We start from the raw sequence: 25,055 nt of genomic DNA, 5'->3' as shown, positions 1-25,055 counted from the left end.
AATTGTATCATCACAACTCAAACACCATGCTACGAAATCTATACCGTTGAGGAGAGGAGCGCTGTTTAAAAAAAGAAAACGGAAACAATCTTACCGACTGTTCCCGTTCATCTAAATTAACGCTCTCAATAATGTATACGGATTATCTTTGCGAATATTATCCATTACCTAAAATAAATATTTAAACTTTCCATTGCTTTTAGCAAATTCATCACCGAAGATTGAAAGCGGTCTGATTTCTTCAAAGCGTTGAAGTATTGATTATCATCCCTTACTGGTAGATACCAATGCCTTTCTTCGCCTGGTTAATCTTTTAAGCTGCCCAAGGTGTTCAGTAGGTATATTATCACCTAAAAGTTTGCCCCATGGTTTAAGTCCTTCCACACGGTCAAAAATAATCTTCAGCACCGCTACAAATGGAATGGAAAGAAACATCCCTGGAATACCCCATAATGCTGCACCCAATAGAACGATTACAATCGAAATCAGCGCATTAATCTGAACCTTGGAAGATACAATTTTTGGCACAAGTAAATTATTGTCAATAAACTGAATCGAAGCGTAAGCGCCGATGATAAGTAACTGGGTGGTAAAACCATCGAAAGTTACAGTCGCCATTAATACCGGTAGCGCTATGGCAATGATTCCACCAATGTATGGTAGCAGGTTGAGTATGGCCCCAATTACACCAATCAAAATGGCATTAGGCACGCCCAGAATCAATAATGCACAAGAATTCATAATTGCAACAATGCCAGTCTCAATTAATAAGCCTACAATATAACTTTGGATGGCCCCTTTCGTTTCAGCCAGAATTTCACCTACCTTAAGCTGATTTTCAGTAGAGAATACCTCGTATAAAAAGTTTAATATCAAAGCTTTATAAAGCATGATGAGGAACGTATAGACCGGGATCAGGAAAACTACGCTCAATACGCCCAGGGCACCACTTAAAGTTTGTCCGATTACTGCTTTACTGTTATTTGCAGCCTCGTTAATCATTTCAGTTTGCTTTTGAGTGGCAATGCCGAAAGTTTTTTCGAGCCAGGATTGGCCGTTACTGAGTAGTTCAGTAAACTTTTGCTTCATCGCATCGATGTTATCAAAAAAGTGCGAAATCTGCGAGGATAAGAAATAAGCTATACCAGCAAGAACGAGTAAGGCAATGAGCATCGAAATTATTATTGCTACGATTTTGGGTAACTTTCGTTCCAAACGAACTTCCAGAGGGTTGAGCAAAATCGCAATCAGCACAGAAAAGGCCAGTGGCACCAGGATATCCCTGAGCACGCTCAGGATAAACACCATGATCACCAGTCCAAGTAATATAACAGGTGCTTTGATATAAAACGGGTATTCTTTTCTCATAGGATAAACGTATTTAAAATTACTAAATAAGCGGTTTCAAGTATCAATTCAAGTAAAATGTTAGTCTCTCAAACACTGTTTTAAACTGTTGGTTGAGTTAATGTTTTCAACTCAGTTATTTTACAGTCTTGTTTCCTAAAAACAGCAAAGTTTCTAATAGAAACCTTGTCCATTCTGTTTACATCTTGCTAGTTAACATAGGATGTAACTTTTTGTTTACTGTAAAGAGAAATATATCTTTAGAAAGGTTTTTACTCCCATTATTTTCGTGAATTGACTTAGAAAATTAACAGGTTTAAAGGAAAATTGTATAAGGTAAACTAAAATGATTAGTTTTGCCCTAACCTGAAAATCAAGGTTACATAGTTGTCAAAATATCCGCTATCAATACGAGTGAAACTGTTTACCGGTCGGGAAAAGTGTGCAATCGCTTTTCCGGTTAAGTAGTTTGCTGCTCGTATATGAACAATTATGCGCCCATATTAACAGGTTTAAGCCGATATTTGCTATGGACAGTTTTTCATTTCAACACTATTTAAGGGACACGCCCACAGCTTGCCAGATTGATGTTATGCTTTCAGGCGGTGCATATGCAATTGCTGTGAACGGAGCCCATTATGGCGTGATAATAAAGGATGATTCTGCTCCTTTAGGTTACGCCACCAGCAATGAAAAGCTGATTGAGTATTTAGCGCCGGTTGCAGCCAGGCTAAAGAAAAAGAGCTGGCAAAACGGATTGAAGGAACTACCTCAGGCCATTATTGGTACCATCAGACTGATTGCTTTCCTGCTGGCCACCATTGTCGGATTCAACCTTAAACGTATTTTTGGTAAGTTAACATCGCTTTTAAGTCTTAATCTTCTGCCCGTTATTTTCGATTTGGGAATTTAAGTCACAGGCTCGCCTTCGTAGGCCAGAGCAAAGCAACCACTTATCCTTTTGGCCAGTTTTAGTTCATCAATTGAGTATTAATGGGCAAGGTAACTTTAAAAAGTGATCCTTTTTCCGGTTCGCTTTCAACCTCAATTGATCCAGAGTGCCTGTCAATAATTTCTTTACAGAGGTAAAGTCCAATCCCAAAACCGGCAATAGATCCCATACTGGTGTTTTTAACCCGGTAGTAACGTTCGAAAATATGGGGCTGGTCTTCTTCAGCTATGCCCATTCCCTGATCTTCGACCCACATAAATAACTCATTTTCTGCTGAACGTTTGTAACCTATTGTGATGGTAGAACCCACCGGCGAATATTTTGCCGCATTACCAACCAGATTTTTAATCACCTGAGCGAGTTTCTCGCGATCACCGTAAACAGGCAAAGCGCCTCCTTCAATAAACGAAAGCCTGTGGGTATGTATATTGGCCGACAGTTCGTTTTCCAGTTCCGAAAAAAGCTCCTGAGCATCAAAATGACTATAATCGATGGCCATTTTTCCTGATTCCAGCCTGGATACGTTCAGGAATCCATTAATCATTGAAGTCATGTAGCCGATTTGTTTAAGGGCTTTATCACTGGTAGATCCCAGCCAAACATCGTCGTTCTGAATAGCGTTTCGTTTAATCAACTGCAGGTAAGCTTTCAGCGAAGTAACAGGTGTTTTCATCTCGTGGCTCACCATGCCGATAAAATCATCCTTACGTTGTTCGTCTTTTTTCTGCTCGGTAACATCGCGTAATGTTCCGTTCAAACTTGTCGGGTTACCGGCCAGATCATAAAATACTTTCCCAAGCGCCTGTAAAGTCCGTGGTTGTTGCCCTGGAGTCTGGATCTGATATTCGATCTCATAATGGCCATCCTGCTCTCCATCAAGTGCGGCCGATATGGCCTTAATCACACGTTCGCGGTCTTCTGATACGATTACATCAAGGGCATTAGAGAGGTCAATTTGCTCGTCTTCTGAAAGGCCGAACCAGGCTTTTAATAAGGCATTACCTGAAAAAGTATTGGTGGCAGACTCGTAGTAAAATGTAGCCAGCTCTCCGGCCTCAATCGCCATCTTCAGCATCTGTTGATTTTTATCGTGTGCGGCACGTGCTGCCATTTGTTCGGTAATCTCTTCAAGGATGCAAAGTATACCGGTAATTTCTCCGCGCGAGGACCTAATGGGTTGATACATCGAATTAACTACTGCCTCGCGTGTACCATTCGGTGTGTAAAGGTTAACACTCAGCTCCCTGTTTATCCGGGGCTCGCCAGTTTGGAAAACCTTTTCCAGCCATGCAAACATGGGCTGACCTGCCAGTTCGGGACGGGCAAGCTCGTGGATTTTTCCAATAACATCCTGTTCAGTACGTCCCCAGATTTTCAGGATCTTTTCATTAGCGATATCAATAACATGTTCGGGTCCCTGCAAAACGCAGATACCTACAGGTGCCTGGGCAATGAGCGTGCGCAATTGTTCTCTGCTGTCGGCAAGATCAACGAGCGAACGGTTAAGGTCTTCATTGGTAGAAGTCAGCTCTTCCATAGTGGCTGCCATCTCCTCATTAAGGGCTTGTTCTTCTGCTTCTTTTTCTGCAATTCTTAAAAGATGTTCTCTTCTTTGGGTAACATCTTTGGTAGTATGAATAATGCACAGGGTGCGTCCGGATTGATCCTGAATTGCTCTGTACTCAAAATCGAAATAAAATTCCTGCAGGATATCATCAACTACAAGTGAGGCAGGAGTATCTGATACGGAATAGGTTATCCCGGTATGCCATACACGCTGTAAAATAGCAACAAATGGCTGCCCTTCAAGTTCGGGAAGTGCTGCGGCAAGGGTTTTACCGATAATCGTTTTGTCCTTTCCCCAAATGGAAAGCATTGCATCATTAGCAAATCTGATCAGCAGATCTTCATTGATATAAATAGCGGTGGCATCGCTCGAGGTCTGGAGCGCAGCAATCAGCATGCTATCACTAAATTGGTCAAAAAGTGTGTGGTCCGCAGGATTCATGGTGTGCAAAGATATAAATCAACAAGATTTACACCTTAATTGTTTAGTTTTTTAGTACCACCTTTAAGAGTACATGATCAATAATACCGGCTAAACCCGCGGCAGTACATTACTGCTCCGTTGAAACAATTTTACTGAGCATTCCCCTGAATATGAAATAATGAAAAGGCAACATAGCCAGCCAGTATAATCTGCCGCTAATGCCCAGTGGCCTGAAAGTGGCTGTCTGGTGCACTACGTTTTGCTCGTCGATGCAGAATTCGAGCCAGGCCTCACCAGGCAGCTTCATTTCAGCATACAATAACAGCCGCCGTTGCTGTCTGGAAGACAAAATCACCCGCCAGAAATCCAGTGCTTCTCCGGGAGAAGTTTGCGAAGCGTTCTTTCTGCCCCTGCGCAAGCCAACCCCTCCGAAAAGTTTATCCAAAAAACCACGTAAATCCCATAACCAGTTCGCATAATACCAGCCATTTTTACCTCCAATGGCAAAAATGCGGTTTAAGGCTGCTTCTGCATCCTTTGCTTGCATCTGCTGTTTATCCTGAAATACCCCAAATTTGGGTACTTCGATATGCACCGATAATCCTTTTTTGAAGATCCGGTTGTCGCCGGCATCATTCCAGCTCGATAGCACCAGGTTTTGCTCAATCTTTTCAAAGGCCATAGAAATAGCTTTTTTATATGGGATTAGCCTGATACCTAAATCCTTACTGAGTGAGTTCTTTTGAGGAATGACATCTATTTTCATACTGTCTACCAGGTTTTTGGCCAATGCGTAAGAAGTAGAGGTTACAAAATACAGCCAGTAGGAGGAGAGCCGGGGGGTGAATACCGGCACAATGATTATTTTTCGTTTTAAACCGCGAACCCCGGCAAATTGTATCAGCATCTCCTTGTAGGTGAGTAAATCCGGACCATAAATGTCGTAATGCTGCCCAAAGGTTTCACTTTTACCCAGTACCCCGGTCAAAAAATCGATTACATTTCGGATGGCAACAGGCTGACAACGAGTCTTAAGCCATTTTGGGGCTACCATTACCGGAAGCTTTTCTACCAGATCCCTTATAATCTCAAAAGAAGCACTTCCAGAACCAATAATGATACCGGCGCGTAAAACCGTTAAAGGCACATTTCCCATGTTTAGTTGCTCTTCCACTGCTTTCCGGCTCTGCAGATGTCTGCTAAGCTTCTTTTCATTGATAATCCCCGAAAGATAAATCAACTGGCTGGCAGAAGTTTGATCAAGATAGGAGACAAAATTACGGGCAGAACGCAATTCGCTGTCACTAAAATCGCTTCCTGAACTCATCGAATGTACCAGATAGTATGCTGCATCGATATCCGGAGGAAGCAAATCCAATGATTCTCCTTTCAATAAATCTGCTTCAACTACTTCTACTTGTCCTGGTTTAAAAGCTGAAATATCGAGCCTGGCTTGATCTCTAATCAGGCAAACCAGGTGATGGCCCATTTCAACCAGCACGGGCATTAGCCGTCTTCCGATATAGCCTGTGGCACCAGTTAGGAGAATCTTCATACCCTGTCAACAAAAACAGGTGCCGTTTTGTTGTAAATTCAAACCTGAAAAAACACAAAGGCTGAAACAAGCGAATGGAAAATATTAATAAAATAGTACCTGTTAGCAGGAGTACCTGTATCTTAACAGCCAGGCTTGATACGCAAAGCCAGCTTTTTTTCGATCGGATGCGAAAATGCTATTTTCCGCCTGAGAGAAACTTCCTCAATGCCCATCTTACCCTTTTTCATCAACTTCCGGATAGCGGACATACTTTACATGTGCTTCGCTGTATAACTCATGATACCATTAAAGCAAACGTGAAGGCGGTAAAAAGTATCGGTTATGGTATTGCCTATTTTATCGAATGTCAGGAACTTCAGTTGGTTCACCAAAAATTGCAACAGGAATTCAGAGGGTTGCTAAGTGCACAGGATCAGCAACCTTTGCGTCCACATGTCACCATACAAAATAAAGTCAGTCCAGAGCGGGCCAGAAGTTTGTTGCTGGCATTGGCGCCGGATTTCGAACCTTTTGAAATCTATATCACCGGACTAGACCTGTGGCATTATTTAGAAGGACCATGGAGCCACTATCAACATTATCCTTTTAGTGCTGAGAAAAGGCTTTAAAGTCGTTTACTGCTTCATCCTTATCCGGTTTCCTTAAGTTGCGCTGTTCAAAAAAGTCTTCTAGCAGGGGCCATTTTGCTCATCTATACGCTTAAGTATAGCTGACAAAATGATATTATAAGCTACATAGGCTACAAAAATAAAGAAGCCAAGCTGCAGGGCCGAATTGTTCGCTGTAACCACCTTTAGCGTATCGCTGGTGATATTAAGTCCTGAAAGCTGACTTTTTAAAATTCCATTAAGGCCGATATAGGTCATGGCTATCCCAACTACCATCACATCTGCCATATCCCATTTGCCTAAATCAAAAGCCAGAAAACGGACGAATTTCGAATTACCCAGTAGTTCGCTGCAAGAAACTTGTAAACCCCGTGCGATCAGGCGTAGCAAGGGGAGTATCACCACGAAGAGCATCAGCAATACCCCCACCAATATTGCGTCGGGTTTAGGTTGTTCTACCAGCGTGCCGATTACTCCGAGTATGCTCTGGCTTTGAAAAAAGAGCACCTGATTAGAGAAAACAAGTTTTTCGCCAAGTAATGCAAACTCTAAGGTTTGAATTCTGGCATCGACCTCAATAATAGGGGAGGATACGCCTACTGCAAGTAGCGTGAAGGCAAAAAGCAATGAAATAATAAAAAGCTGGACTTCGAGGTTTACCCGTTTGCGCAGCCATAACCAGAGCAACAGGGCAATGGCAATGGAGGCAGTCATGCCAATTGCATACCGGTAGCTTAAATCTTTAATGTAACTAAGTTTAGCCTTGATAACCTTATCGAAAGCGGCTGAATTACTGACTTTGTATTTTTGATATATACTATGCTCAACCGAAGAGATGGTTTGATCGCTCCGGTCGTAAGTTTGTGCTTCCAGCTCATCGAGTTTCCCTGTTGCTACAGATTTTAATTTTTTCAGGCTCGCAGGGCTGGTTACTTTGGTAACAATGGTGCGGGAGAAAGAAGGGACCAATGCATGTATTTCTTTTACATCAACAAAGGTATTGAAGGCAAGTTTTTTGAGTTTCGCACCAAGCCCTTTCTGGGGTTTTGTAACTTCTGCAACTGCCTTGTCAACCATGCCGTGCAACTGTTTTTCAACCTCTTGTTGCATATCTGCTTTCTGGTTTTTGGTCAGCTTAAAGCCCTTTACCCGTCTGTCGACCACAGCCGATATTTTATCGCCCCAGCGGTCTACCGAAAATATACCGAAGGTGATGTTGTTTGAAAGACTGTAATCTTCTTTAATATGCTTCTGCTCGTAGGCAAGCGCCCTGAACCGGTAGCCGCAATATGCAGCTGCCACCAGGAGAAGTGAAAGCATCGCAATCAGCAAAAAAGAAGCTGATCTGGATCCCCCGGATGCTGTATGGTTGGTATTGGTCGTATCTTTTTGCAAATTGCTCATTAATTTACAGATTTAATGCACATCGTGCGGAGTAATAGATTTAAGGATTGTAGAAAGGATCAACCCATAAAGTACAAAACAGATAAAAATAATGTAGCCTGGTTGCAGGGCCGTGTTATTGGTGGTCAGGATCGTAAGCGAGTCGTTGTTGATATTCAATGCCCGCAACTGGTTTTCAAGAAGTCCGTTGAGCCCAATGTATGCCATTAAAATTGCAATAACAATTACATCTGCCATGCTCCATTTTCCAGACTGAAAAGCAAAATACCTGATTATCCTGTTTTCTGCCCAACGTTTTCCGCCCAGCAGGTGCACACCGGTTGAAGTTAGTTTTACAACAGGGAAAAGGATACTGAAAGCCAGGATCAATACACCCACCAGAACCGAATCTATTGCCGATTGGCTAATGAGTACGCGAACTACATCCATAATACTCTTGCTCTGGAAAAAGAGTACCTGATCGTTAAATACCACATGCTCTCCGAGTAAAACAAAATCCAGAGAACGAATCCTGGCGTCAACTTCGATCATCGATGCGGTAAGGCCTACGCCCAGCAGGATAAATGCAAAAAGCAAGGACATGATGAAAAGTGTTGCATGTAAATCTGTGCGCCTGCGTAACAGCCACCAAAATGCAAGCACCACAATAACGCAGCTTAACATGCCAAAACAGTAGGCATAGGTTTGTTTCCTGATGTTAATTAATGAGCTACTGAGCTTTTGGTTCAGCTGTGCATTAGAGGATACACCATAACTGTTGTAAATTTTTTTCATTATCGCATTGTTGGCAACAAATGCGGTATCCTGGCTTTCTTCTTTGGCTATTTCATTAAATTCGCCCAAAGCCATACGTCCAAGTTGCTTTTTGTTTTTGGGATTATCAATTTCGGCGATAATTTTTCGGGCAAAGGAGGGGACCTGCGCACGGATACTATCCGAATTCACAAAATTTTTGATGGCAAACTTCTGAATCTTACCACTGATGGTTTTTTTGGGTTTGTTTACCAGGGCTTCGGCCTTATCAATAAGTGCAAGGAGTACCTGTTCGACTTCGCCCTGAAGCACTTTTTTTTGCTTGCGGGTTATTTTAAGCCCGGAAACCTGATGATGAACAATAGCTGCAACCTTATCTTTCCATTGTTGTACAGAAAACAGCCCATAAGTAATGTTGTTTACCCTGGAATAATCGTGTTTAATTTGTTCCTGCCTTTCTGACAACTGATGCAAACTGTAGCCGAAAAAGCCTTCGGCTGCAAGCAGTATGGCCAGTGCAAAAATCAGCAAAATGCGGTGGCTAAGTTTACCGGCTGTGGTCTTGTCGATTATTTTTTCCAATCTTAGCGTTATGAAGGTGGTTAAATCTCCTGGATAGGAACTATTGGCATTTAAACATGCATTTTTGAAAAAAGTTTTATGCCGATCTGCTAAAATGAACTGAAAGCAGACAGGACGATGCAGGGAGAAGTTTATCCAGGCAAATTTGGCTGCGGAAACATGCAAACTACCTTACCAGCGTGATTTGCATTTAGTGCCTGGCTGGTAACGAATTACCGCTAGCCCAGGACGCGAATTTTCAAAAAGTATTGCTTATTTGAAGATCATAGCTAAGTTTTGTATATTTTCAGGATTATATGGTAAAATACATCGTGCTCGGGCTTTCCCTGCTAACCGCAGTGGCCTGTACAGGCAATGGAAAAAAGAAAGAAAGGCAAACAGTAAATACAGCAAAAGTAGCTGAACCTTTAGTCGATACCTCCTTACTGGTGCTTGATACTTTGATGATTGATAGCTTTCTGGTTAATAAACCGGCGTTTAAGGAATTTAAAGAGGATTTCAGAACATTTTATGCCTCAAGAAACTTCCGCTACGCCTGGTTTGATACAAAAGGGATAATTGAAGGAGCCCAGCATTTAGCAGGGCAGATCCATGCGAGGGAAAATGATGGGGTACTGAAGAAACAAGTATACGCCGACGAATTCTTTACCTTGATTGATCAGCAGAAAGTGAAACCCCTGAAGCCTTTGCTGGCCTTAGAGCTGATGTTAACTGCCCAATACTTTAGCTATTCAAAAAACAGGCTGGGAGGTTCAGAACTTACCAAAGCTAAAGATCTCGGTTGGTATTTACAGGCGAAAAAACTTTCCTATGCCCAGTTGCTTGCCAAACAGCTCAAAAGCCCTTCCAGCGAGATAGAGCAGGAGGCAGTGATCCCCCAATATATCGCCCTGCGCAAAATGCTCAACTTTTATCAGCAACTGGAAAAAAAGGAAAAAGATGTGTGGGTAGCCAATGATACACTGTTTAAAAAAATAAGAGTAGGAGATACATCAGCGGCGCTTGCTAAGCTGCGCGAACGGTTATTCCAGTTGGGCGATCTAAAAGTTAAAACACCCGACAGCGTGTACGATCAGCCCCTGGCAGATGCCATAGTGCGGTTTAAAAAAAGGCATGGCATCCGCGCCGATTTTTCCATCAGTCAAGGCTTTTTAAAAGAAATCAATGTTCCGCTGCACAGCCGCATACAGCAGATGATGATCAATTTAGAACGCATGAGGTGGATTCCGCTGGGAGATCATGGCGCTAAGTTTATTTTGGTTAACATACCCGCCTACCAGCTGTATTACTATGAAAATAACAAGCTCAGCTGGGGCTGTAAGGTTGTAGTTGGAAAGGCAATGAATCAGACGGTTATTTTTGAAGGAAATTTACAATATATCGTTTTCAGCCCTTATTGGTATGTGCCCGAAAGCATCATCAAAAAGGAAATCCTGCCAGCTATGAAAAATAATCCGGCTTATCTCGACCGGCATCGGATGGAGTGGAACGATGGCAAGGTAAGGCAGAAACCGGGAGCCGATAACTCATTGGGCCTGGTAAAGTTTATATTCCCCAATGTAAACGATATTTATTTACATGATACCCCGAGTAAACCTTTATTTAAAGAAGATGTCAGGGCCTTTAGTCATGGCTGTATCAGGGTTGAAAAACCAAAGGAGCTTGCAGAGCTGTTATTACCCAAATGGACCTCGAAAAATATTGATGCTGCGATGAAGGGTGGAAAAGAGCAATGGATTCCATTAAAAAATAAAGTTCCGGTTTACATCGGCTATTTTACAGCCTATGTAGATTCGGCCGGCGAATTGAATTTTAGGGATGATGTCTATCAGCGCGATGGGCGTTTGCTTGAGATGTTGATGCAATAAAATACTGCCTGATTTTTTTAATCCGCTATTGGATAAAACGGGCTTTATTGATAGCTTTATTTTAAAGACAAATTTAACCATAGAAAAACAAAACAGGATATGCTGGGAAATCTAAATAAAGGAGAGATCGTTGCACTGCTGGAAAATCAGGTAATTGGCCGGTTGGGCTGCCATAGCGAGGGCGAGACTTACATCGTACCGATAAACTATATCTATCACGATAACGCTATCTATGCCCATTCGGCAAAGGGAAAGAAATTGGATATGCTGCGGGCAAATCCGGAAGTATGTTTTCAGGTCGACCAGATTGAAGATACCTTTCGCTGGAAAAGTGTAATTGTTTGGGGAAAATTTGAAGAACTACAGGGAGAGGAACGGCAGCAGGCCATGCAAGGAATTATCCATAAGATTATGCCTTTAACAGATGCTTCATCCCAGGGGCCTTCTCATGGAATTGATCCGGCCGAGCGTGCCAATATTATCGTTTACCGGATTAATATCAAAGAGGGTACAGGCCGGTTTGAGGCGCATCCGGATTTGTAAGTATAATAATGGTGTAAATAAAAAAACACATGAGAAAAATTTATACGCTGGGGATAATCGGAACACTTTTGTTAGGAGCTTGTAATCAAACAGCTGAAAAGAAAGCCCAGTCAAATAATGTCGATACTGTGGTTGTTCCCAAAGCAGATATTCTTATCTCCGAGGCGCTCACATCAGAACAACAAGAGAAACTTACTCCCGATAGTGTGCTGCAACGTATGAAAAATGGGAATAAGGATTTTACGGAGGACAATCTTACGATCAGGAATAGCACCGAAAGGGTTAGGAGGGCATCGCTTGGGCAATATCCTAAGGCAGTTGTTTTATCCTGCCTGGATTCCCGTGTGCCGGTAGAAGATGTATTCCATAGTGGAATCGGAAATCTTTTTGTAGCCAGGGTAGCAGGAAATATTATCAATGATGATATTTTAGGTAGCCTGGAGTACTCTTGTAAAGTATCAGGCGCTAAGCTGATCGTGGTATTGGGACATGAATATTGTGGTGCGGTTAAATCGGCAATTGATGATGTAAAATTGGGTAATATTACCTCGCTTTTAGCGAAAATACAACCCGCCGTTCAGCATGCGAAGGCTTCTTTCAAGGGAAAAACAACATCTTCAAATCCAGATTTTGTTGCGGCCGTATGTGATGAAAACGTAAAGGAATCTATTCGTCTGATCCGTGAAAAAAGCCCCATATTGAATGAGATGGAAAAAAGCGGAAAGATTAAGATTATTGGTGGAGTTTATGATATGAACTCCGGTAAAGTTGAGTTCTTTAATTAAAATTCCCTACGGTTCCCCCAGAGAAGGTTACGGCGGGCTTGCTCATGATCAGATGACAGGTACAGGGAGCACCAATTATAGATATTTCTTCGTGTCGCTGCTGTCCGGTAGCCTAGTCGCTGCCAATATCAGATATTAAAAGTGATAAGCCAGGCCAAGGTTTGCAAAGATATTGTACATTTTAAATGATATCCCTTTAAAGCTTCCTGGAAATACCGGAACAAGCCCCCATTGCAGTTCTGCCCTTAAGGCCAGTTGATTCCAAACCAGCCTTTCAGCACCACCCGGTAACCCAAAGTCAATTTTACGCTGGCGATCGCTGAAATCACAATGCTCAGAAATTTTATTTTATAGCATAATCGCAGTTATTAAGCGCTTGCCGTAATAATGGTCATGATCATACATCTGGCTAAGGTAATGCAATAGATTAAAATATGTTTGAATACTGTTGCAACCTTTAATAAATCCTTGTCGTCTTTCCTGCATACAAAATAATAAACATACTTGCAGCACCTAACAAATTTCAAAAAGATGAAAAAAATTATTTACCTGTTTATTTTAGGCCTTTGCGTTTTTACCAGTTCTTGCACCATGATGGTTAAAGGTTTTGCCAAACTCCTGGTTAAAGATTATAATGATTATACCAGCACCTATATCTCCGACATCCAGATCGAAGATCCGAATGGTAAGCATCAAACATTTAAAAATTTGTATGACGGAAAAACTGTCTATCTGTATGTTTGGGGAAATAAGAAATTATCTGCAGAGCAAGAAAAGTCGTACCGGTTACTCAAAGAACGTTTTGCTAAATATCCCGACGTAGTTTTTGCTAATCTAATTGTCGGCTCAGATAGCTCATCTACAACCAACAGGTTAGTTGATGATGCATCATCGGCTGAATTCCGTAAGATTTTGAAACTGAATGATCCTGCGCCATTTATTATTGGAAAGGATGGAGCCATTTTAGCCTACAAGGGCCCAAAGCCTGACGACAAAATTTTAGTTGATTATGTGCTTTTTCAAGCTATGCAGGGCGAAGATGGAACTAAATCTGCCAAACGGTTCATTAGAGGTATCAACGGCAACAGCCAGTTTAAATCTGATAAACTGATTGAATGGTATACTGGCCATTTTGGTAAAGCCCCTGGCAATAAATTATCCATGTCTTTGTCTTCTACAAACTAAAGTCGCTTGTTTGGAATGACTTTTTGTAAAACCATAACCTAAGCAGCTAACAGATTTATTAAGGAGAACATTGAATAGGCCTAAATTTATATCTTTGGTATATGGAGATCAGTCAAAGCCTTTTAAATGTCGAAAACCTTTCTGTTAGCTATGGGAATTTCGAGGCTGTGAAAAACATTAGCTTCAGCGTTTTGCCTGGAGAAATTTTTGGCCTGCTCGGTCCTAATGGGGCTGGCAAGACCAGCACATTGAGTGCAATAGAAGGTTTGGTCAGGTTTTCTTCAGGCACTATCATTGTCGACGGCTATGACGTAATTAAAAATCCCTTGCACGCACGTGCGGCAATGGGCGTACAATTGCAGTCAACAACCTTTCAGCCTGAACTTAATGTGGTGCAGATACTGCAGCTGTTCTCTGGTATATACGGTGTACCACTTGATAAAAACGGGCTTAACCGGATTTTAAAAGAAATCCAGTTGGAAGACGCTGTGCATAGGAGATTTGCCCAGCTATCCGGTGGACAGCAACAACGCTTGTCGCTTGTCATCTCAACCATACATCATCCGCGTCTGGTTATGCTTGACGAACCTACCACAGGTCTTGATCCACAGTCGCGCAGGCAATTGTGGGAACGTATAGAAGCGATCCGTAAAAGCGGACATGCCGTTTTATTAACTACGCATTCAATGGAGGAAGCTGAAGCGATCTGCGACCGCATTGCTATAGTTGATCACGGTAAGATCATCACCATCGATGAACCCCAGGCGCTGATAGAAAAACACCGCAATGATCCGGAGGTTATTGCTGTTTCCCGCCGTGGAAAAATTACTTTGGAAGACGTGTTTATTGCATTAACCGGTCGCGAAGTGCGCGCCTAAAAATTTTCAGATGTCGGTATCAATTCCTAAAACCAACACCGCCTTAATGGCATTGTTAAAAGCAGATTTCGCAGTCCTCAGGGCTAACCGCCGTTCCGCTATCCTGGCACTTCTTGTGCCTGTGGTTATATTAATATCGTGGAAACCCCTCATTCCTAAATTGGGAGGTGCTTATGCGCTCTCAGCGGCCATTACCTTTGGCCTGATGGCAATTGGGTTGATGGGGTACTCCATTACAGTAGCACGAGACAGGGATAAGGGAATATTTCAAAGATTAAGGGTTGCTCCGGTGCCTACCTGGGCAATTATGGTAAGCAGACTGGCTATACAACTTTTTATGATTATGCTCCTCACCATACTCATCTTTATTATCGGCAAATCGTATGATGGTGTTACGCTAACATTAGCAGGTTATGTCATAACCTTTTTTGTGGCTTTTTTGGGCGGTGCAGTTTATTTATCGCTGGGGCAGCTGATTGTTGGCCTGATCAAAAATCCTGAAACTGTTAATGCCACTACGAGGATTGTATATTTTATCTTTATTATGGTGGGCATGTTTGGCGAATTGGGTACCCTTGGGGAGCAGGTTAAGAAGTATATACATTATTCTCCGTACGGTGCTGTGAAAATGATGCTGGCTACCAGTATGATTCCGCAAACATGGTCTTCCGCTACAAGTGTGGCAGTGCTCATATCCATTGGCTATGTGCTATTATTTGCCGGTGTGGGCATTAAATTATTTAAGTGGAATACCAAATAATGGTGCAGGCAGCGCACGCGCGTTATGCATATGCCCAATCGATAATTTGCCTGAAAGTCTTTTTTATTGCTTCCTGGTCTTCGGTTTTTTGGATATCGATTCCACATATTTTACTGCCATTCACCTGGCTAATCAGGGTCATATAATAATTGGCGCTGATTAAAATGGCAACCACCGCCCTGAAATTTTTGTCCTTATCTTTAAAATAGGCATCGGCCAGATTGGTAAAAAAAGCTTCAGCCAGCTCCTCACGGGCTTCGTTAAGCTCTCTTAATGGTTTCAGGTCCTGGCAAAGCGCCCAGGTTATGATACTACGCATCTCAGCATTTTCCATTAGCGCATCAAACTGTTGTTCCAATATATCGCAGGTTGCTGCTTTGCCAATATCTGCGGTATTTTCCGGGATAGCCTGCTCAATTTGTTCGGTGTTAGATGCCCAGAAATCCCTGGTATTCAGGTATTCTTTTACCAAACCTTCCATACCACCAAAGTAATCGTAAATTAACTTACGGTCGATTTTAGCCTTTGCTGCAACTTTGCTAACATTAAGACCGGTAAATCCTTCTTTAACCAGGATTTTACCTACAGCCGAGATCATTGCTTTTTTTGTACGCTCTTTGTTCCTTAAAGGGCCGTCAGTAGTTTTCCGGGTCATGGGAGGGTTTGGTTTTACATTGCAATTTGCAAAATTTTTAGATTTTAATGCAGTAAAACGCGGTATGTTTTTAATGTGGCACTGGTAGGATAAATTTGATTTGAAGATGGTGTTTTGCGGCGTATTGTATATTGAAAAACATTCCAGACGTTTTTTTTATAGAAATTTTGTTTTTTAAACCTGAGTTTTTAACATTGTGATGCAAAATTATGCTCCTTTAGACCTGTTTTTGAGCATAAGTGTTTATGTTATTTTTTTATACCGGGGGTAATTCTTCAATAAATACTGTTAAGTAAATGAACGCTAAATTTTCGGATAACCATCAAATTGGCGTAGTGACTACTTTTGCCGAACTGATGGGTACTAATTTTCAGGGAGCCATCAATGCATTGTGCTGGTACAGGGAACTGGATCGCGATTTTAAAGAAATTGTGGCTAAACTTCAGCTGGATCAAAATATTACAGAAATTTCTGCCGAAAATCTTTTATCGCTTGAGCTTACTGAAATGGGAAATATTGCCAGAGGGATCATCTTAACTGATTTGAAGTTGCTTGCTGATTTTGGCGCATCACCTTCACTCAACCTTATTAAAAATTATCAGCGTGATGAGGAGCTCGATTTCATTTCAACCGATGTATATTCCTATCATGTAGATCGCTCTCCGGTGGCTACTGATACTTTTTTATGTACGTATTATGGGGCATCGAGTGATATTTTGCCAAATGATCAGGCCGAACAGAAAGTTTTAATTCCCGAAATCCGCGAAAAGCTTAAAGCCTTACACGATGGCTCCGATGCTGAATTTGAAGACTTTTTAAAGGAGTATTTTTTCGATCTGCACTATCAGCCTAAATCTGGCGCGCAACCCACAAATTTAGGTCTGGGGCATCTTTGGAAATTAGCGGTAGATCACCCTCAACAAAAAGTTTTGCCCTGTGTGCATCGGGCGCCTGTAGAAAACGATGGTGAATATCGCTTACTGCTCATTTGTTAATCAGTTAAGGCTTTGCTTACTGTGTTTGAAGGTCAGCAGGTTAAAGTTAAAACATTAACCATCCGGAGGTGTTCATTAAAACATGAAAGACCTTGCCCACAGATTTGAATCCAACCCGATTTTACTGCCCCGCGATATTACACCCAGCGAAAAATCATTGCAGGTAATCTGTCTGCTTAACCCTGGTGTTTTCCGTTTTAAAGGGAAAACCTGGCTGCTGGTACGGGTGGCAGAAAACATTGCACAAAAAGAAGGCTTTGTGTTTTTTCCAACCATGAATGCATCCGGAAAATTGGAAATAGCTGCAGTTGCGCTAAATGATCCTGAATTAATTGCTACCGATGCGCGGGTAATGAACTACCGTGGTCTCGATTATCTCACAACCATTTCGCACCTTAGATTGTTGAGTAGTAACGATGGCATAAACTTTACTGAGGAAGAAGGATATCCCGGAATTTTTGGAATGGGCGAACTGGAGCGTTTTGGGATTGAGGATTGCAGGGTTGTAAAGATTGATGAAACTTTTTATCTGACCTACACTGCGGTTTCTCCTTCAGGAGTAGGGGTTGGATTGCGAACTACTAAAGATTGGAAAAACTTTTCCCTACCGGTAATGATTTTGCCTCCGCACAATAAAGACTGTGCTTTGTTTGAAGAAAAAATAGACGGGAAGTTTTTTGCCTTACACCGGCCAAGTTCGAAAGAAATTGGTGGTAACTTCATTTGGCTTTGCGATTCGGTAGATGGCGAACGCTGGGGAAACCACAAATGTATTGTTAAAACCAGGCCGGATATGTGGGATAGCGCACGTGTTGGGGCAGGGGCAGCACCAATCCTCACCGAAAAAGGTTGGCTTGCCATTTATCACGGTGCCGACCAGTCGCAAAGATACTGTTTGGGTGCTTTTTTGCTCGATTTGGATAACCCGGCAATTGTATTGGGCAGAACAATAGAACCGATAATGGTTCCTGCCGAACCTTATGAACTCAATGGTTTTTTTGGCCGTGTGGTTTTTACCAACGGGCATGTGGTAAATGGCGACAAGCTTACGATCTATTATGGTGCAGCAGATGAATTTATTTGTGCTGCAGTTTTTTCTATTGCCGAAATTCTGGATGCAACTTTGGCCACTCGTTAAGCAAGCTATTCACGCTTATTCCTCAATTGCCATAATGCCTTCTTGTTTAAGCTTTTCAATTCCGGCTTTCATGGTATTAACCTGTTCGGGCGAGTGACTTTCCCATAACTTAACTTCGCCAATAACTTTGAAAGGATGGGTTGAACGGTAAGACATCGTCGGATTACCAGGGAATTTTTTATCCGTTACATTGGGATCATCTTCAAGTGGTCCGGTAGCCTCTACCAGGTAAATGCGCTCAGGTTCGCTGCCCGAGGCCAGTTCCGCACCCCATATTGCGGCGTGTAAGGTAGCCGACAGGTAAATGTGTTTCAGTTTTTTATCTACAAAGTTCGATTGATATCCGGTTGTAATCAGATCTCCGGGTTTTAAATCTGCTTTTGTTCCATGAAAAAAGGTTTGGGCAAAGGCTTGTGCTGCTGGTGATTGATGTTCTTGTTCCTGATTGTTGTCTTTCATGGTGTGGTTGTTTAAAGTATAGATGTTTATGGTGGTGAGCAGCTTTAAAATTAAAAAAAATAATGGAAAGCATATGGCAACGCCTATTAATCTGGTTCCTTTGTTGAAGGGGGAATAATAAAAATCAGCCACAGATTCACAGATTTGACTGGGAAATTTTTGTGCGCTTTGCGGCTAAATCAGCCACGGAGGCACGGAAAACACGGATGATTTTGATGTTCTGTAGTTGCAATAAAACTGTACTTTGTGTGCTCTGTGTTTTTTCTCTGTAGCCCTCTGTGGTAAAAAAACAGCTTTGCATCCTTCGCGTTTCTTCTTTGCAAACTTTGCGGTTAAATCAGCCACGGAGACACGGAAAACACGGATGATTTTGATGTTCTGTAGTTGCAATAAAACTGTGCTTTGTGTGCTCGGTGTTTTTTCTCTGTACTCTTTGTGGTAAAAATGACTTTGCGCCCTTTGCGTTTTTTCTCCGCGCCCTTTGCGGTTAAAAGCCACGGATGCACGGAAAACACAGATGATTTTGGTGCTTCTGTATTTACCATAAAACGGTTCTTAGCGCCCTTTGCGTTTTTTCTCCGCGCTCTTTGCGGTTAAAAGCCACGGATGCACGGAAAACAAGGATGATTTTGATGTTCTGTAGTTGCTATAAAGCTGTGCTTTGTGTGCCCTGTGTTTTTTCTCTGTACTCTTTGTGGTAAAAATGACTTAGCGTCCTTCGCGTTTTTTCTTTTCGAACTTTGCGGTTGAAAAGCTAGTTTAACTCATTAAAACTCACATACTGAACAAATCTTGGTAAATCAGAACGATTCGGACTGGCCGCATGCGGAAGCGACTCTAACCAAACAATTAAATCGCCCTTTTTACCTTCAACAGGAATTTCCAGTCCTTTATTGCGTAAATCTGCTATTGCGCTTTCAGGATGGTCGAATTGGGTTAGGTAGTCATCAATCTGATGATGAAAGCCTGGAATTAAAGTAAAAGCGCCTCTGTTGGCCGGAACATCATTCAGATACAATAGGCCCTGAATGTAATATCTGGGACCTATTTCGAAATTAATATCCCAATGTAACGGACTGCCTTTAAAAGTGAAATGTTGATTTACCGGTGGATTATAACTTACCTTTTCACAATTGGCTAAAATATTGTTGTGACCATACAAGCTGCTAAAAACTGCTTTAAGTGGAGTGTAATTGCGAATATTTGCAATGGCTTCATCCTGATATTTCTGTAACATTAAGCCCTGTAATAACTCATGTTGCGGATACCAGGTTGCAGCATCAGCTAAATCGATATTCAGAGTTTGGCAAATCAGGTCGGTTACGGCATCACAGTCTTGTTCTCCAATTAATTTTTCTACTTTGAGGTAGCCATTCGTATTCCAAAAAGCGTGCTGTTCGGCTGTTAATACATCAATAAAATCAGTTTCTTGCCCTTTTTGGCGTTTTTGTAACGTGTTGAATTGTAGCGATGCAGCATCATAGAAATCCTGCCCTTTCACATCGATAATCCATTGCCTAAAATGATTGCTGTCTATGCATTTGGTGTATAAAAAATCATAAACTTCAAATAAACCCAGTTGAAATACATTCAGGAAAAGCTGTTCTGTTTGTGTAAAAGAAACATCTGTTTGTTTGTGTGGATGGCTGGGATGATGATGAAGCCGGTAAACATCGAGAAACGGTGATATAGAAGAATTGTGCATATAGCGCTTTGAGCAAGTTAAATCAGGTTAATACTAAGATTAAAATTGCAATTTTAAAAATAGCTGTAGGTTTTAGAAAGAAAAACCAGTTAAAATATTTGCGCATTAAAAAACAATAACTAATATTACAGCAAACATCCCGACCTTGCTAAAATACATTCAGTTTAACCAAAACTATAACGTTTCGTTGCTTAAAGGCGAGTTGGCCATTGCATTACAACAACATTGGGTAGATCATTTCAACAAACAGGATTACGATGGGAGTTGGCAAAGTATTGCCTTGCGCTCTGCAAGTGGAAAAGAACATGATATTTTAGCCAACTATGGAGTGGATAAATATCAGGATACATCTTTGTTAAATCAACTGCCATACCTTAAATCGATTATTGAACAGTGGGAGTGCCCTAAAGAAACCATTCGTTTACTGGCGCTACACCCGGGAGCAGAAATTAAGCCACACAGAGATCTTGGTTGCAATTATGAAGGAGGGGCGCTTAGAATTCATATCCCCATTCAAACCAATAAGGAACTGAAGTTTATGGTAGGGGGCGAGCAGCTGAAACTGGAAGAAGGTTCTTGCTGGTACATCGATTTCGATCAAACCCACAGTATCGTAAATGCTGGCGAAAATGTTCGGGTGCATCTGGTGATTGATGCTTTGAGAAACGAATGGACCGATCGTTTATTTGAAGCTTATGGCTATGATTTTAAAGCAGAAAAGCAAGGGCAAGCCTTAGATCAGGCTACAACCTTAAAAATGATTGAAGAACTGGAACGCATGGATACGCCGGCGGCAAAAGAACTGGTTACCCAATTAAAAAAGAACCTGAAGTGAGTACACTGATTAACTGGATTCCGTATAAACTGAGCTATCAGGACAATGATTGGCAGCTTTTGTGGCTGGATTTGCAGGAAAAGCATATTGAAGAACCTTTTTTTGATGAGACTATTCAGTTTTGCCGGATGCGCACGAAAGAAAGATCAGGTTATGTACCAACAAGCAGTTTAGACTTTTTAGCGGATGTTGCAAAGCATACCGATTCTATACCTCCAGATGCATTTATTTTTCATGTATCCAGATGTGGTTCGACCTTATTATCTCAAGCTTTGGCTACTGCAGAAACAAACATTGTTTATCCGGAGGCCCCGTTAATTGACGAAATTTTACGGATGCAGGAACAAGATCCTGCTATAACGGCAGAACAACAGGAACTTTGGTTTAAATCGGCCATTGCCTTAATGGGACAAAAGAGAAAAGCAGGGTATGAGCAGCTCTTTATCAAATTAGATAGCTGGCACATTCATTTCTATTCCTTGTTAAGGAAATGGTATCCTGATATACCCTTCTTTTTTCTTTCAAGAGAACCAAACGCGATTATGGCATCACATCACCGCAAAAGAGGTATTCACAGTATTCCGGGAATGGTTAATGCCAATGTTTTAGGGGTTATGATAGCAGAAAAGCATTATCAGGATTTTAATTTATTTACAGCAGAAGTGCTTGCAAATTATTACAAAGCCTTACAGGAGATACTGTTGGTCAATCATCCTAAAAATACCTTTTTCGATTATGGTTGGGGAATGGATCAATTATTAAAGCAATTTTTTAAAGCTTTAACTATAATGGATGCCTTAGATGAGAAAATGTTGGCTAGACTTAACTTTCATAGCAAAAGCCCCGGAGAAAAGTTTGCTGGTGATCATCAAATACAGCTTAAAACTTATGTTGATGTGAATACCGCTTATGAAATTTTTTTGAATCAGTTAACGAGGCCTTGATGCAGAAAGATAAAAATATAACTCTCTATGGTGCTGTAAAATAAATCTCACACAAGTATTACCAACGTTTTGTGATGATTTCAGAATTTAGACTCATTAGATTCTGGCTTGTAAGCGAAAGTGTGAAACAATTTTGCAGATTTTACTAGTTGTTTACAATAAATTAATGATTTGTAGTATTTGTTGTACTCAATTGTGTTATGTAGCAGGGCAATATATGACTGATTGCTCAATTGTTGATAAATATCAAGAACTAAATATTGTGCTTGTAAATCTACTAAAATGGGCCTTTTGTATACTATTTTGTTTGTTTTGCCTACTGAAAGGATGAGTTTTGGTGATTCTAAATTTGTAGTATTTGTACTATAAGCAAAATTATTCCATCTTTACAGCAACAAACATCCCAGTAATAAACCTTTTATGAATACCAATAGACGCTCTTTTCTGAAGAGGAACGTCTTGTTAAGCAGTAGTATCTTATTGGCAGGCCCAGTAGATGCACTAGCTAAAGCAAGCCGTACTATCTATACCAAATCTGTAAACCAAAAACAGGTTAATATCATGTATAGTAACGATATTAACGGAGCCGTTAATTCAACCTCACAAGGGTTTGGCGGCTTAAAATCTTTACAAACTACAATCAATAACGAACTTGTTTCTACTTTATTATTGGATGCCGGAGGATTTTTAAATTTTAATCGAAATAACCATACCGAAACCATCCAATGGATGAATAAAGTAGGTTACCATGCGGTTAACCTTAGTGCTGCCGACTTAAAACAAGGGATTGATGCTTTTGCCGGTTTACTTCCGGATGTGGCTTTCGATCTGTTAAGTTGCAATTACCAGTTTGAGCATCCGAAATTACAAAAGGCAGTAAAAAGCTACCAGGTAATTACTTATGGGAAATACAGGGTAGGGGTTACTGGCGTTGGCGAAACGGTTAAAATGGCTGGCTTAAAGGTTTCTGATCCTGTTATAGCGCTAAACAAAATGGCCAAATATTTAAAAGAAGACGAAGCATGCGATTTAGTGGTATGTTTATCTCATTTGGGTTTTGATTCAAAAGCAAAATTTAATAACAGACAACTTGCAGAATATACCAGCTCTGTAGATCTCATTATTGGTGGAAATGTTTTAACAGGTAAAAATCAGCTTTACGCACTTCGAAATAAAGAAAAGAATGAAGTGCTGTTAGGTACAAGTCATACAGGCTTACAGTCTGTTGCTCAACTTACATTTGGATTTAACGAACATAAAATTAATCATCAGCTTGATATCAAAAAGCATGTACCTGGTGTAACTAATAGAGCAGAAATGAACGAGATTTTATTTGATCAAACAAAGATTCTAAAATCAGTTTAAAGATATTTAATTAACTCATTCACAAATTAAAATTTAAAAATTATGTACGAACCTTTTATAAGTTTCATTGGCTTATTCGGCCTCAGTTTTAATCCACGCGGATGGCAGAAATGTTATGGGCAAATTATGTCTATCGCTCAAAATACTGCATTGTTTTCTTTGCTTGGTACTACCTACGGTGGAAATGGGCAATCTACCTTTGCGCTTCCAGATTTACGAGGAAGGGCTCCTATTGGAGATGGACAAGGACCAGGATTATCGCCATATGTATTAGGTCAAATTGGAGGAGTAGAAAATGTGACACTTATTTCAACACAAATGCCACAACATAACCACCTAGTTTTAGCTAATACAGACCCAGGAACAACAGGCGTCCCTGCCGGTAATTATCTGTCAGCCAGCCCAAAAACAGGTTCTGGCCCCAATGCTACAGTTTTAAATACTTATACTACTACCGCAAATACGCAATTAAACCCGAGTAGTATTGGATTTGCAGGTGGAAACCAGCCGCATGTAAATATGCAGCCTTATTTAACATTGACATATTGTATCGCTACAGAAGGTATTTTTCCATCAAGAAATTAAATGAATAAACCACTTAAAATTGGTTTTTTAATGCCCTATTCAGGAGTCTATCCGTACTATGCACAACATATTACGGCTGGATTTCTGTGTGCGGCAGCTAAAATGTCACATGCAGCTACAGACTTTGCTTTTATGCCTGCTTACATCGGACAAGGTAGTAATAAAGCTGTTTTAGAAGCTGCGCAAAAGCTTATCTTTTTTGAAGGAGTAGATGTCATGATGGGGATGATTAATCCCAAAATGTATCCAGAACTCAGGACTATATTAGAAAATCACAATAAGTTGGGCTTATTTTTTGATTTTGGAGAATCAATATCATCTAATGAAGTATATAGTCCAAATATCTCTAATCTTTCAATGAACCTTTGGCAAAGTGAATATGCATTAGGACAGTGGGCAACCAAAGAACTTGGAGAAAGAGGCCAAATGATATCTCCACTTTACGAAAGTGGCTTCAATTTAGGAAGCTCATTTTTGATGGGAGTTGGTTCTGCTGGATCAAATCAGCTAAAAAGTATGGTTTTAAAGGAGAATCATGCCAATAAAGATGTCTTAGATCTTAAGGATTTCTTTGCTGCTATAAATGCAGATGCACCCGATTATGTACATGCCATTTTCGTAGGACGGATCGGAAACGAATTTCTTAGACAATGGAAGGCAAGTAAGTTCAATAACGTTATTCCTCTAGTTACTGTTGAGAATATGGCTTACCCAGATATGCTGGAAGATATAGGTCATCTCGGACTAAACTTTTATAGTGCCTCTTCCTGGAGTAAGGAACATAAAACAGGTGCTAATCCTGCCTTTGTTAGAGATTTTGAAAACTTTGGCAAGCAACAAGCCAACATATTTGGCATGCTAGGCTACGAAGCAGGCTTAATTCTCAGCCGAATGAAAGCACAGCTTACCGTCGGCAATGCTTCAACAGCTGTAATCGACTTTAATCAGAGTGGAACAATAGGACCAAGAGGATTACTTCATTTTGGTATGCAGGAGCAACAAAGTTTTCCATTGATCGACATTGTGAAAATTAACACCAGCAATAAAAAAAATAATGCAACTATAATTTCTCAGGGTACAGCTCTGGGATACGATATATCAACTGTTTACAGCGAAACTGAAAGCGGTTGGCAAAATCCATATTTATCTGTCTAATTAACG

Annotated in this window: 23 protein-coding genes; 15 read left to right on the top strand and 8 right to left on the bottom strand. The window is 41.0% G+C overall.

Going from position 1 to position 25,055, the window contains the following annotated elements; all coding sequences use genetic code 11:
* Positions 1 to 264: 264 nt before the first annotated feature.
* On the bottom strand, positions 265 to 1,368 hold the full coding sequence (locus BLR37_RS02770) for an AI-2E family transporter (RefSeq protein WP_090764301.1): 1,104 nt from the start codon (positions 1,366 to 1,368) through the stop codon (positions 265 to 267).
* 508 nt (positions 1,369 to 1,876) lie between these two features.
* Here BLR37_RS02770 and BLR37_RS02765 point away from each other — a divergent pair.
* A complete protein-coding gene (locus tag BLR37_RS02765) occupies positions 1,877 to 2,260 on the top strand; it encodes a hypothetical protein (protein ID WP_167356539.1) in 384 nt (127 codons plus the stop codon).
* A 58-nt stretch (positions 2,261 to 2,318) separates the two neighbouring features.
* On the opposite strand, the gene BLR37_RS02760 is transcribed toward BLR37_RS02765, so the two are convergent.
* Together BLR37_RS02760 and BLR37_RS02755 are read right to left on the bottom strand one after the other, a co-directional pair.
* Positions 2,319 to 4,307, bottom strand: coding sequence for a PAS domain-containing sensor histidine kinase (locus BLR37_RS02760; RefSeq protein ID WP_090764294.1), 1,989 nt, complete (start codon positions 4,305 to 4,307; stop codon positions 2,319 to 2,321).
* Between the two features lie 109 nt (positions 4,308 to 4,416).
* Entirely contained in the window at positions 4,417 to 5,844 is a 1,428-nt protein-coding gene (locus BLR37_RS02755; RefSeq protein ID WP_090764292.1) for an SDR family oxidoreductase, read from the bottom strand.
* Positions 5,845 to 5,918: 74 nt separating this feature from the next.
* Between BLR37_RS02755 and BLR37_RS02750 the strand changes: the two genes are divergently transcribed.
* Positions 5,919 to 6,455 (top strand): 2'-5' RNA ligase family protein, encoded by a 537-nt coding sequence (locus BLR37_RS02750; RefSeq protein ID WP_090764289.1) that lies wholly within the window; start codon positions 5,919 to 5,921, stop codon positions 6,453 to 6,455.
* A gap of 60 nt (positions 6,456 to 6,515) precedes the next feature.
* Here the strand turns inward: BLR37_RS02750 and BLR37_RS02745 are convergent, their stop codons facing one another.
* Entirely contained in the window at positions 6,516 to 7,859 is a 1,344-nt protein-coding gene (locus BLR37_RS02745; RefSeq protein ID WP_090764286.1) for a paraquat-inducible protein A, read from the bottom strand.
* A 12-nt stretch (positions 7,860 to 7,871) separates the two neighbouring features.
* Positions 7,872 to 9,194, bottom strand: a complete 1,323-nt coding sequence (locus tag BLR37_RS02740; protein ID WP_244154577.1) for a paraquat-inducible protein A — start codon at positions 9,192 to 9,194, stop codon at positions 7,872 to 7,874.
* A 296-nt stretch (positions 9,195 to 9,490) separates the two neighbouring features.
* Between BLR37_RS02740 and BLR37_RS02735 the strand changes: the two genes are divergently transcribed.
* The 6 genes from BLR37_RS02735 to BLR37_RS02710 all read left to right on the top strand — a co-directional run bounded on the left by BLR37_RS02735 (position 9,491) and on the right by BLR37_RS02710 (position 15,213).
* The gene (locus BLR37_RS02735; RefSeq protein ID WP_090764283.1) at positions 9,491 to 11,062 is read left to right on the top strand and encodes a L,D-transpeptidase family protein; all 1,572 of its coding nucleotides are present in this window, start codon (positions 9,491 to 9,493) and stop codon (positions 11,060 to 11,062) included.
* Positions 11,063 to 11,161: 99 nt separating this feature from the next.
* On the top strand, positions 11,162 to 11,605 hold the full coding sequence (locus BLR37_RS02730; protein WP_090764279.1) for a pyridoxamine 5'-phosphate oxidase family protein: 444 nt from the start codon (positions 11,162 to 11,164) through the stop codon (positions 11,603 to 11,605).
* A gap of 29 nt (positions 11,606 to 11,634) precedes the next feature.
* Positions 11,635 to 12,390 (top strand): carbonic anhydrase family protein, encoded by a 756-nt coding sequence (locus BLR37_RS02725; RefSeq protein ID WP_090764276.1) that lies wholly within the window; start codon positions 11,635 to 11,637, stop codon positions 12,388 to 12,390.
* 531 nt (positions 12,391 to 12,921) lie between these two features.
* Positions 12,922 to 13,575 (top strand): hypothetical protein, encoded by a 654-nt coding sequence (locus tag BLR37_RS02720; protein WP_090764272.1) that lies wholly within the window; start codon positions 12,922 to 12,924, stop codon positions 13,573 to 13,575.
* A 101-nt stretch (positions 13,576 to 13,676) separates the two neighbouring features.
* Positions 13,677 to 14,453 carry an ABC transporter ATP-binding protein gene (locus tag BLR37_RS02715; protein ID WP_090764270.1) on the top strand — a complete coding sequence of 259 codons (777 nt, stop codon included), beginning with the start codon at positions 13,677 to 13,679 and terminating at the stop codon, positions 14,451 to 14,453.
* Positions 14,454 to 14,463: 10 nt separating this feature from the next.
* On the top strand, positions 14,464 to 15,213 hold the full coding sequence (locus BLR37_RS02710) for an ABC transporter permease (RefSeq protein ID WP_090764267.1): 750 nt from the start codon (positions 14,464 to 14,466) through the stop codon (positions 15,211 to 15,213).
* Positions 15,214 to 15,235: 22 nt separating this feature from the next.
* Here the strand turns inward: BLR37_RS02710 and BLR37_RS02705 are convergent, their stop codons facing one another.
* Positions 15,236 to 15,868, bottom strand: coding sequence for a TetR/AcrR family transcriptional regulator (locus BLR37_RS02705; RefSeq protein ID WP_090764259.1), 633 nt, complete (start codon positions 15,866 to 15,868; stop codon positions 15,236 to 15,238).
* 296 nt (positions 15,869 to 16,164) lie between these two features.
* On the opposite strand from BLR37_RS02705, the gene BLR37_RS02700 reads away from it, so the two are divergent.
* The gene (locus tag BLR37_RS02700) at positions 16,165 to 16,863 is read left to right on the top strand and encodes a DUF1826 domain-containing protein (protein ID WP_090764256.1); all 699 of its coding nucleotides are present in this window, start codon (positions 16,165 to 16,167) and stop codon (positions 16,861 to 16,863) included.
* Positions 16,864 to 16,945: 82 nt separating this feature from the next.
* Positions 16,946 to 18,001 (top strand): glycoside hydrolase family 130 protein, encoded by a 1,056-nt coding sequence (locus tag BLR37_RS02695; RefSeq protein WP_090764253.1) that lies wholly within the window; start codon positions 16,946 to 16,948, stop codon positions 17,999 to 18,001.
* 15 nt (positions 18,002 to 18,016) lie between these two features.
* Here the strand turns inward: BLR37_RS02695 and arr are convergent, their stop codons facing one another.
* Both arr and BLR37_RS02685 read right to left on the bottom strand, forming a co-directional pair.
* Positions 18,017 to 18,460 (bottom strand): NAD(+)--rifampin ADP-ribosyltransferase, encoded by a 444-nt coding sequence (arr, locus tag BLR37_RS02690; RefSeq protein WP_090764870.1) that lies wholly within the window; start codon positions 18,458 to 18,460, stop codon positions 18,017 to 18,019.
* Positions 18,461 to 19,214: 754 nt separating this feature from the next.
* Positions 19,215 to 20,165 carry a phytanoyl-CoA dioxygenase family protein gene (locus tag BLR37_RS02685; protein WP_090764251.1) on the bottom strand — a complete coding sequence of 317 codons (951 nt, stop codon included), beginning with the start codon at positions 20,163 to 20,165 and terminating at the stop codon, positions 19,215 to 19,217.
* 145 nt (positions 20,166 to 20,310) lie between these two features.
* On the opposite strand from BLR37_RS02685, the gene BLR37_RS02680 reads away from it, so the two are divergent.
* The 5 genes from BLR37_RS02680 to BLR37_RS02660 all read left to right on the top strand — a co-directional run bounded on the left by BLR37_RS02680 (position 20,311) and on the right by BLR37_RS02660 (position 25,049).
* A complete protein-coding gene (locus tag BLR37_RS02680; RefSeq protein WP_090764248.1) occupies positions 20,311 to 21,000 on the top strand; it encodes an aspartyl/asparaginyl beta-hydroxylase domain-containing protein in 690 nt (229 codons plus the stop codon).
* Positions 21,001 to 21,128: 128 nt separating this feature from the next.
* On the top strand, positions 21,129 to 21,944 hold the full coding sequence (locus tag BLR37_RS02675) for a hypothetical protein (RefSeq protein ID WP_143009518.1): 816 nt from the start codon (positions 21,129 to 21,131) through the stop codon (positions 21,942 to 21,944).
* A 420-nt stretch (positions 21,945 to 22,364) separates the two neighbouring features.
* Positions 22,365 to 23,309, top strand: coding sequence for a metallophosphoesterase family protein (locus tag BLR37_RS02670; protein WP_090764242.1), 945 nt, complete (start codon positions 22,365 to 22,367; stop codon positions 23,307 to 23,309).
* 42 nt (positions 23,310 to 23,351) lie between these two features.
* Positions 23,352 to 23,894 (top strand): phage tail protein, encoded by a 543-nt coding sequence (locus BLR37_RS02665; RefSeq protein ID WP_090764239.1) that lies wholly within the window; start codon positions 23,352 to 23,354, stop codon positions 23,892 to 23,894.
* Entirely contained in the window at positions 23,895 to 25,049 is a 1,155-nt protein-coding gene (locus BLR37_RS02660; RefSeq protein ID WP_090764236.1) for an ABC transporter substrate-binding protein, read from the top strand.
* Positions 25,050 to 25,055: the final 6 nt, after the last annotated feature.

Source organism: Pedobacter soli (assembly GCF_900101435.1).
In the GTDB taxonomy this organism is placed as follows: Bacteria; Bacteroidota; Bacteroidia; order Sphingobacteriales; family Sphingobacteriaceae; genus Pedobacter; species Pedobacter soli.
The sequence above is the reverse complement of the archived record's forward strand: the minus strand, read 5'-3'. Positions and strand labels throughout refer to the sequence as shown.

Coding starts and splice junctions, on each gene's coding strand:
- BLR37_RS02770 (WP_090764301.1), bottom strand. CDS start 1,368: ATGAGAAAAGAATACCCGTTTTATATCAAAGCACCTGTTATATTACTT.
- BLR37_RS02765 (WP_167356539.1), top strand. CDS start 1,877: ATGGACAGTTTTTCATTTCAACACTATTTAAGGGACACGCCCACAGCT.
- BLR37_RS02760 (WP_090764294.1), bottom strand. CDS start 4,307: ATGAATCCTGCGGACCACACACTTTTTGACCAATTTAGTGATAGCATG.
- BLR37_RS02755 (WP_090764292.1), bottom strand. CDS start 5,844: ATGAAGATTCTCCTAACTGGTGCCACAGGCTATATCGGAAGACGGCTA.
- BLR37_RS02750 (WP_090764289.1), top strand. CDS start 5,919: ATGGAAAATATTAATAAAATAGTACCTGTTAGCAGGAGTACCTGTATC.
- BLR37_RS02745 (WP_090764286.1), bottom strand. CDS start 7,859: ATGAGCAATTTGCAAAAAGATACGACCAATACCAACCATACAGCATCC.
- BLR37_RS02735 (WP_090764283.1), top strand. CDS start 9,491: ATGGTAAAATACATCGTGCTCGGGCTTTCCCTGCTAACCGCAGTGGCC.
- BLR37_RS02730 (WP_090764279.1), top strand. CDS start 11,162: ATGCTGGGAAATCTAAATAAAGGAGAGATCGTTGCACTGCTGGAAAAT.
- BLR37_RS02725 (WP_090764276.1), top strand. CDS start 11,635: ATGAGAAAAATTTATACGCTGGGGATAATCGGAACACTTTTGTTAGGA.
- BLR37_RS02720 (WP_090764272.1), top strand. CDS start 12,922: ATGAAAAAAATTATTTACCTGTTTATTTTAGGCCTTTGCGTTTTTACC.
- BLR37_RS02715 (WP_090764270.1), top strand. CDS start 13,677: ATGGAGATCAGTCAAAGCCTTTTAAATGTCGAAAACCTTTCTGTTAGC.
- BLR37_RS02710 (WP_090764267.1), top strand. CDS start 14,464: ATGTCGGTATCAATTCCTAAAACCAACACCGCCTTAATGGCATTGTTA.
- BLR37_RS02705 (WP_090764259.1), bottom strand. CDS start 15,868: ATGACCCGGAAAACTACTGACGGCCCTTTAAGGAACAAAGAGCGTACA.
- BLR37_RS02700 (WP_090764256.1), top strand. CDS start 16,165: ATGAACGCTAAATTTTCGGATAACCATCAAATTGGCGTAGTGACTACT.
- BLR37_RS02695 (WP_090764253.1), top strand. CDS start 16,946: ATGAAAGACCTTGCCCACAGATTTGAATCCAACCCGATTTTACTGCCC.
- arr (WP_090764870.1), bottom strand. CDS start 18,460: ATGAAAGACAACAATCAGGAACAAGAACATCAATCACCAGCAGCACAA.
- BLR37_RS02685 (WP_090764251.1), bottom strand. CDS start 20,165: ATGCACAATTCTTCTATATCACCGTTTCTCGATGTTTACCGGCTTCAT.
- BLR37_RS02675 (WP_143009518.1), top strand. CDS start 21,129: ATGCGCACGAAAGAAAGATCAGGTTATGTACCAACAAGCAGTTTAGAC.
- BLR37_RS02670 (WP_090764242.1), top strand. CDS start 22,365: ATGAATACCAATAGACGCTCTTTTCTGAAGAGGAACGTCTTGTTAAGC.
- BLR37_RS02665 (WP_090764239.1), top strand. CDS start 23,352: ATGTACGAACCTTTTATAAGTTTCATTGGCTTATTCGGCCTCAGTTTT.
- BLR37_RS02660 (WP_090764236.1), top strand. CDS start 23,895: ATGAATAAACCACTTAAAATTGGTTTTTTAATGCCCTATTCAGGAGTC.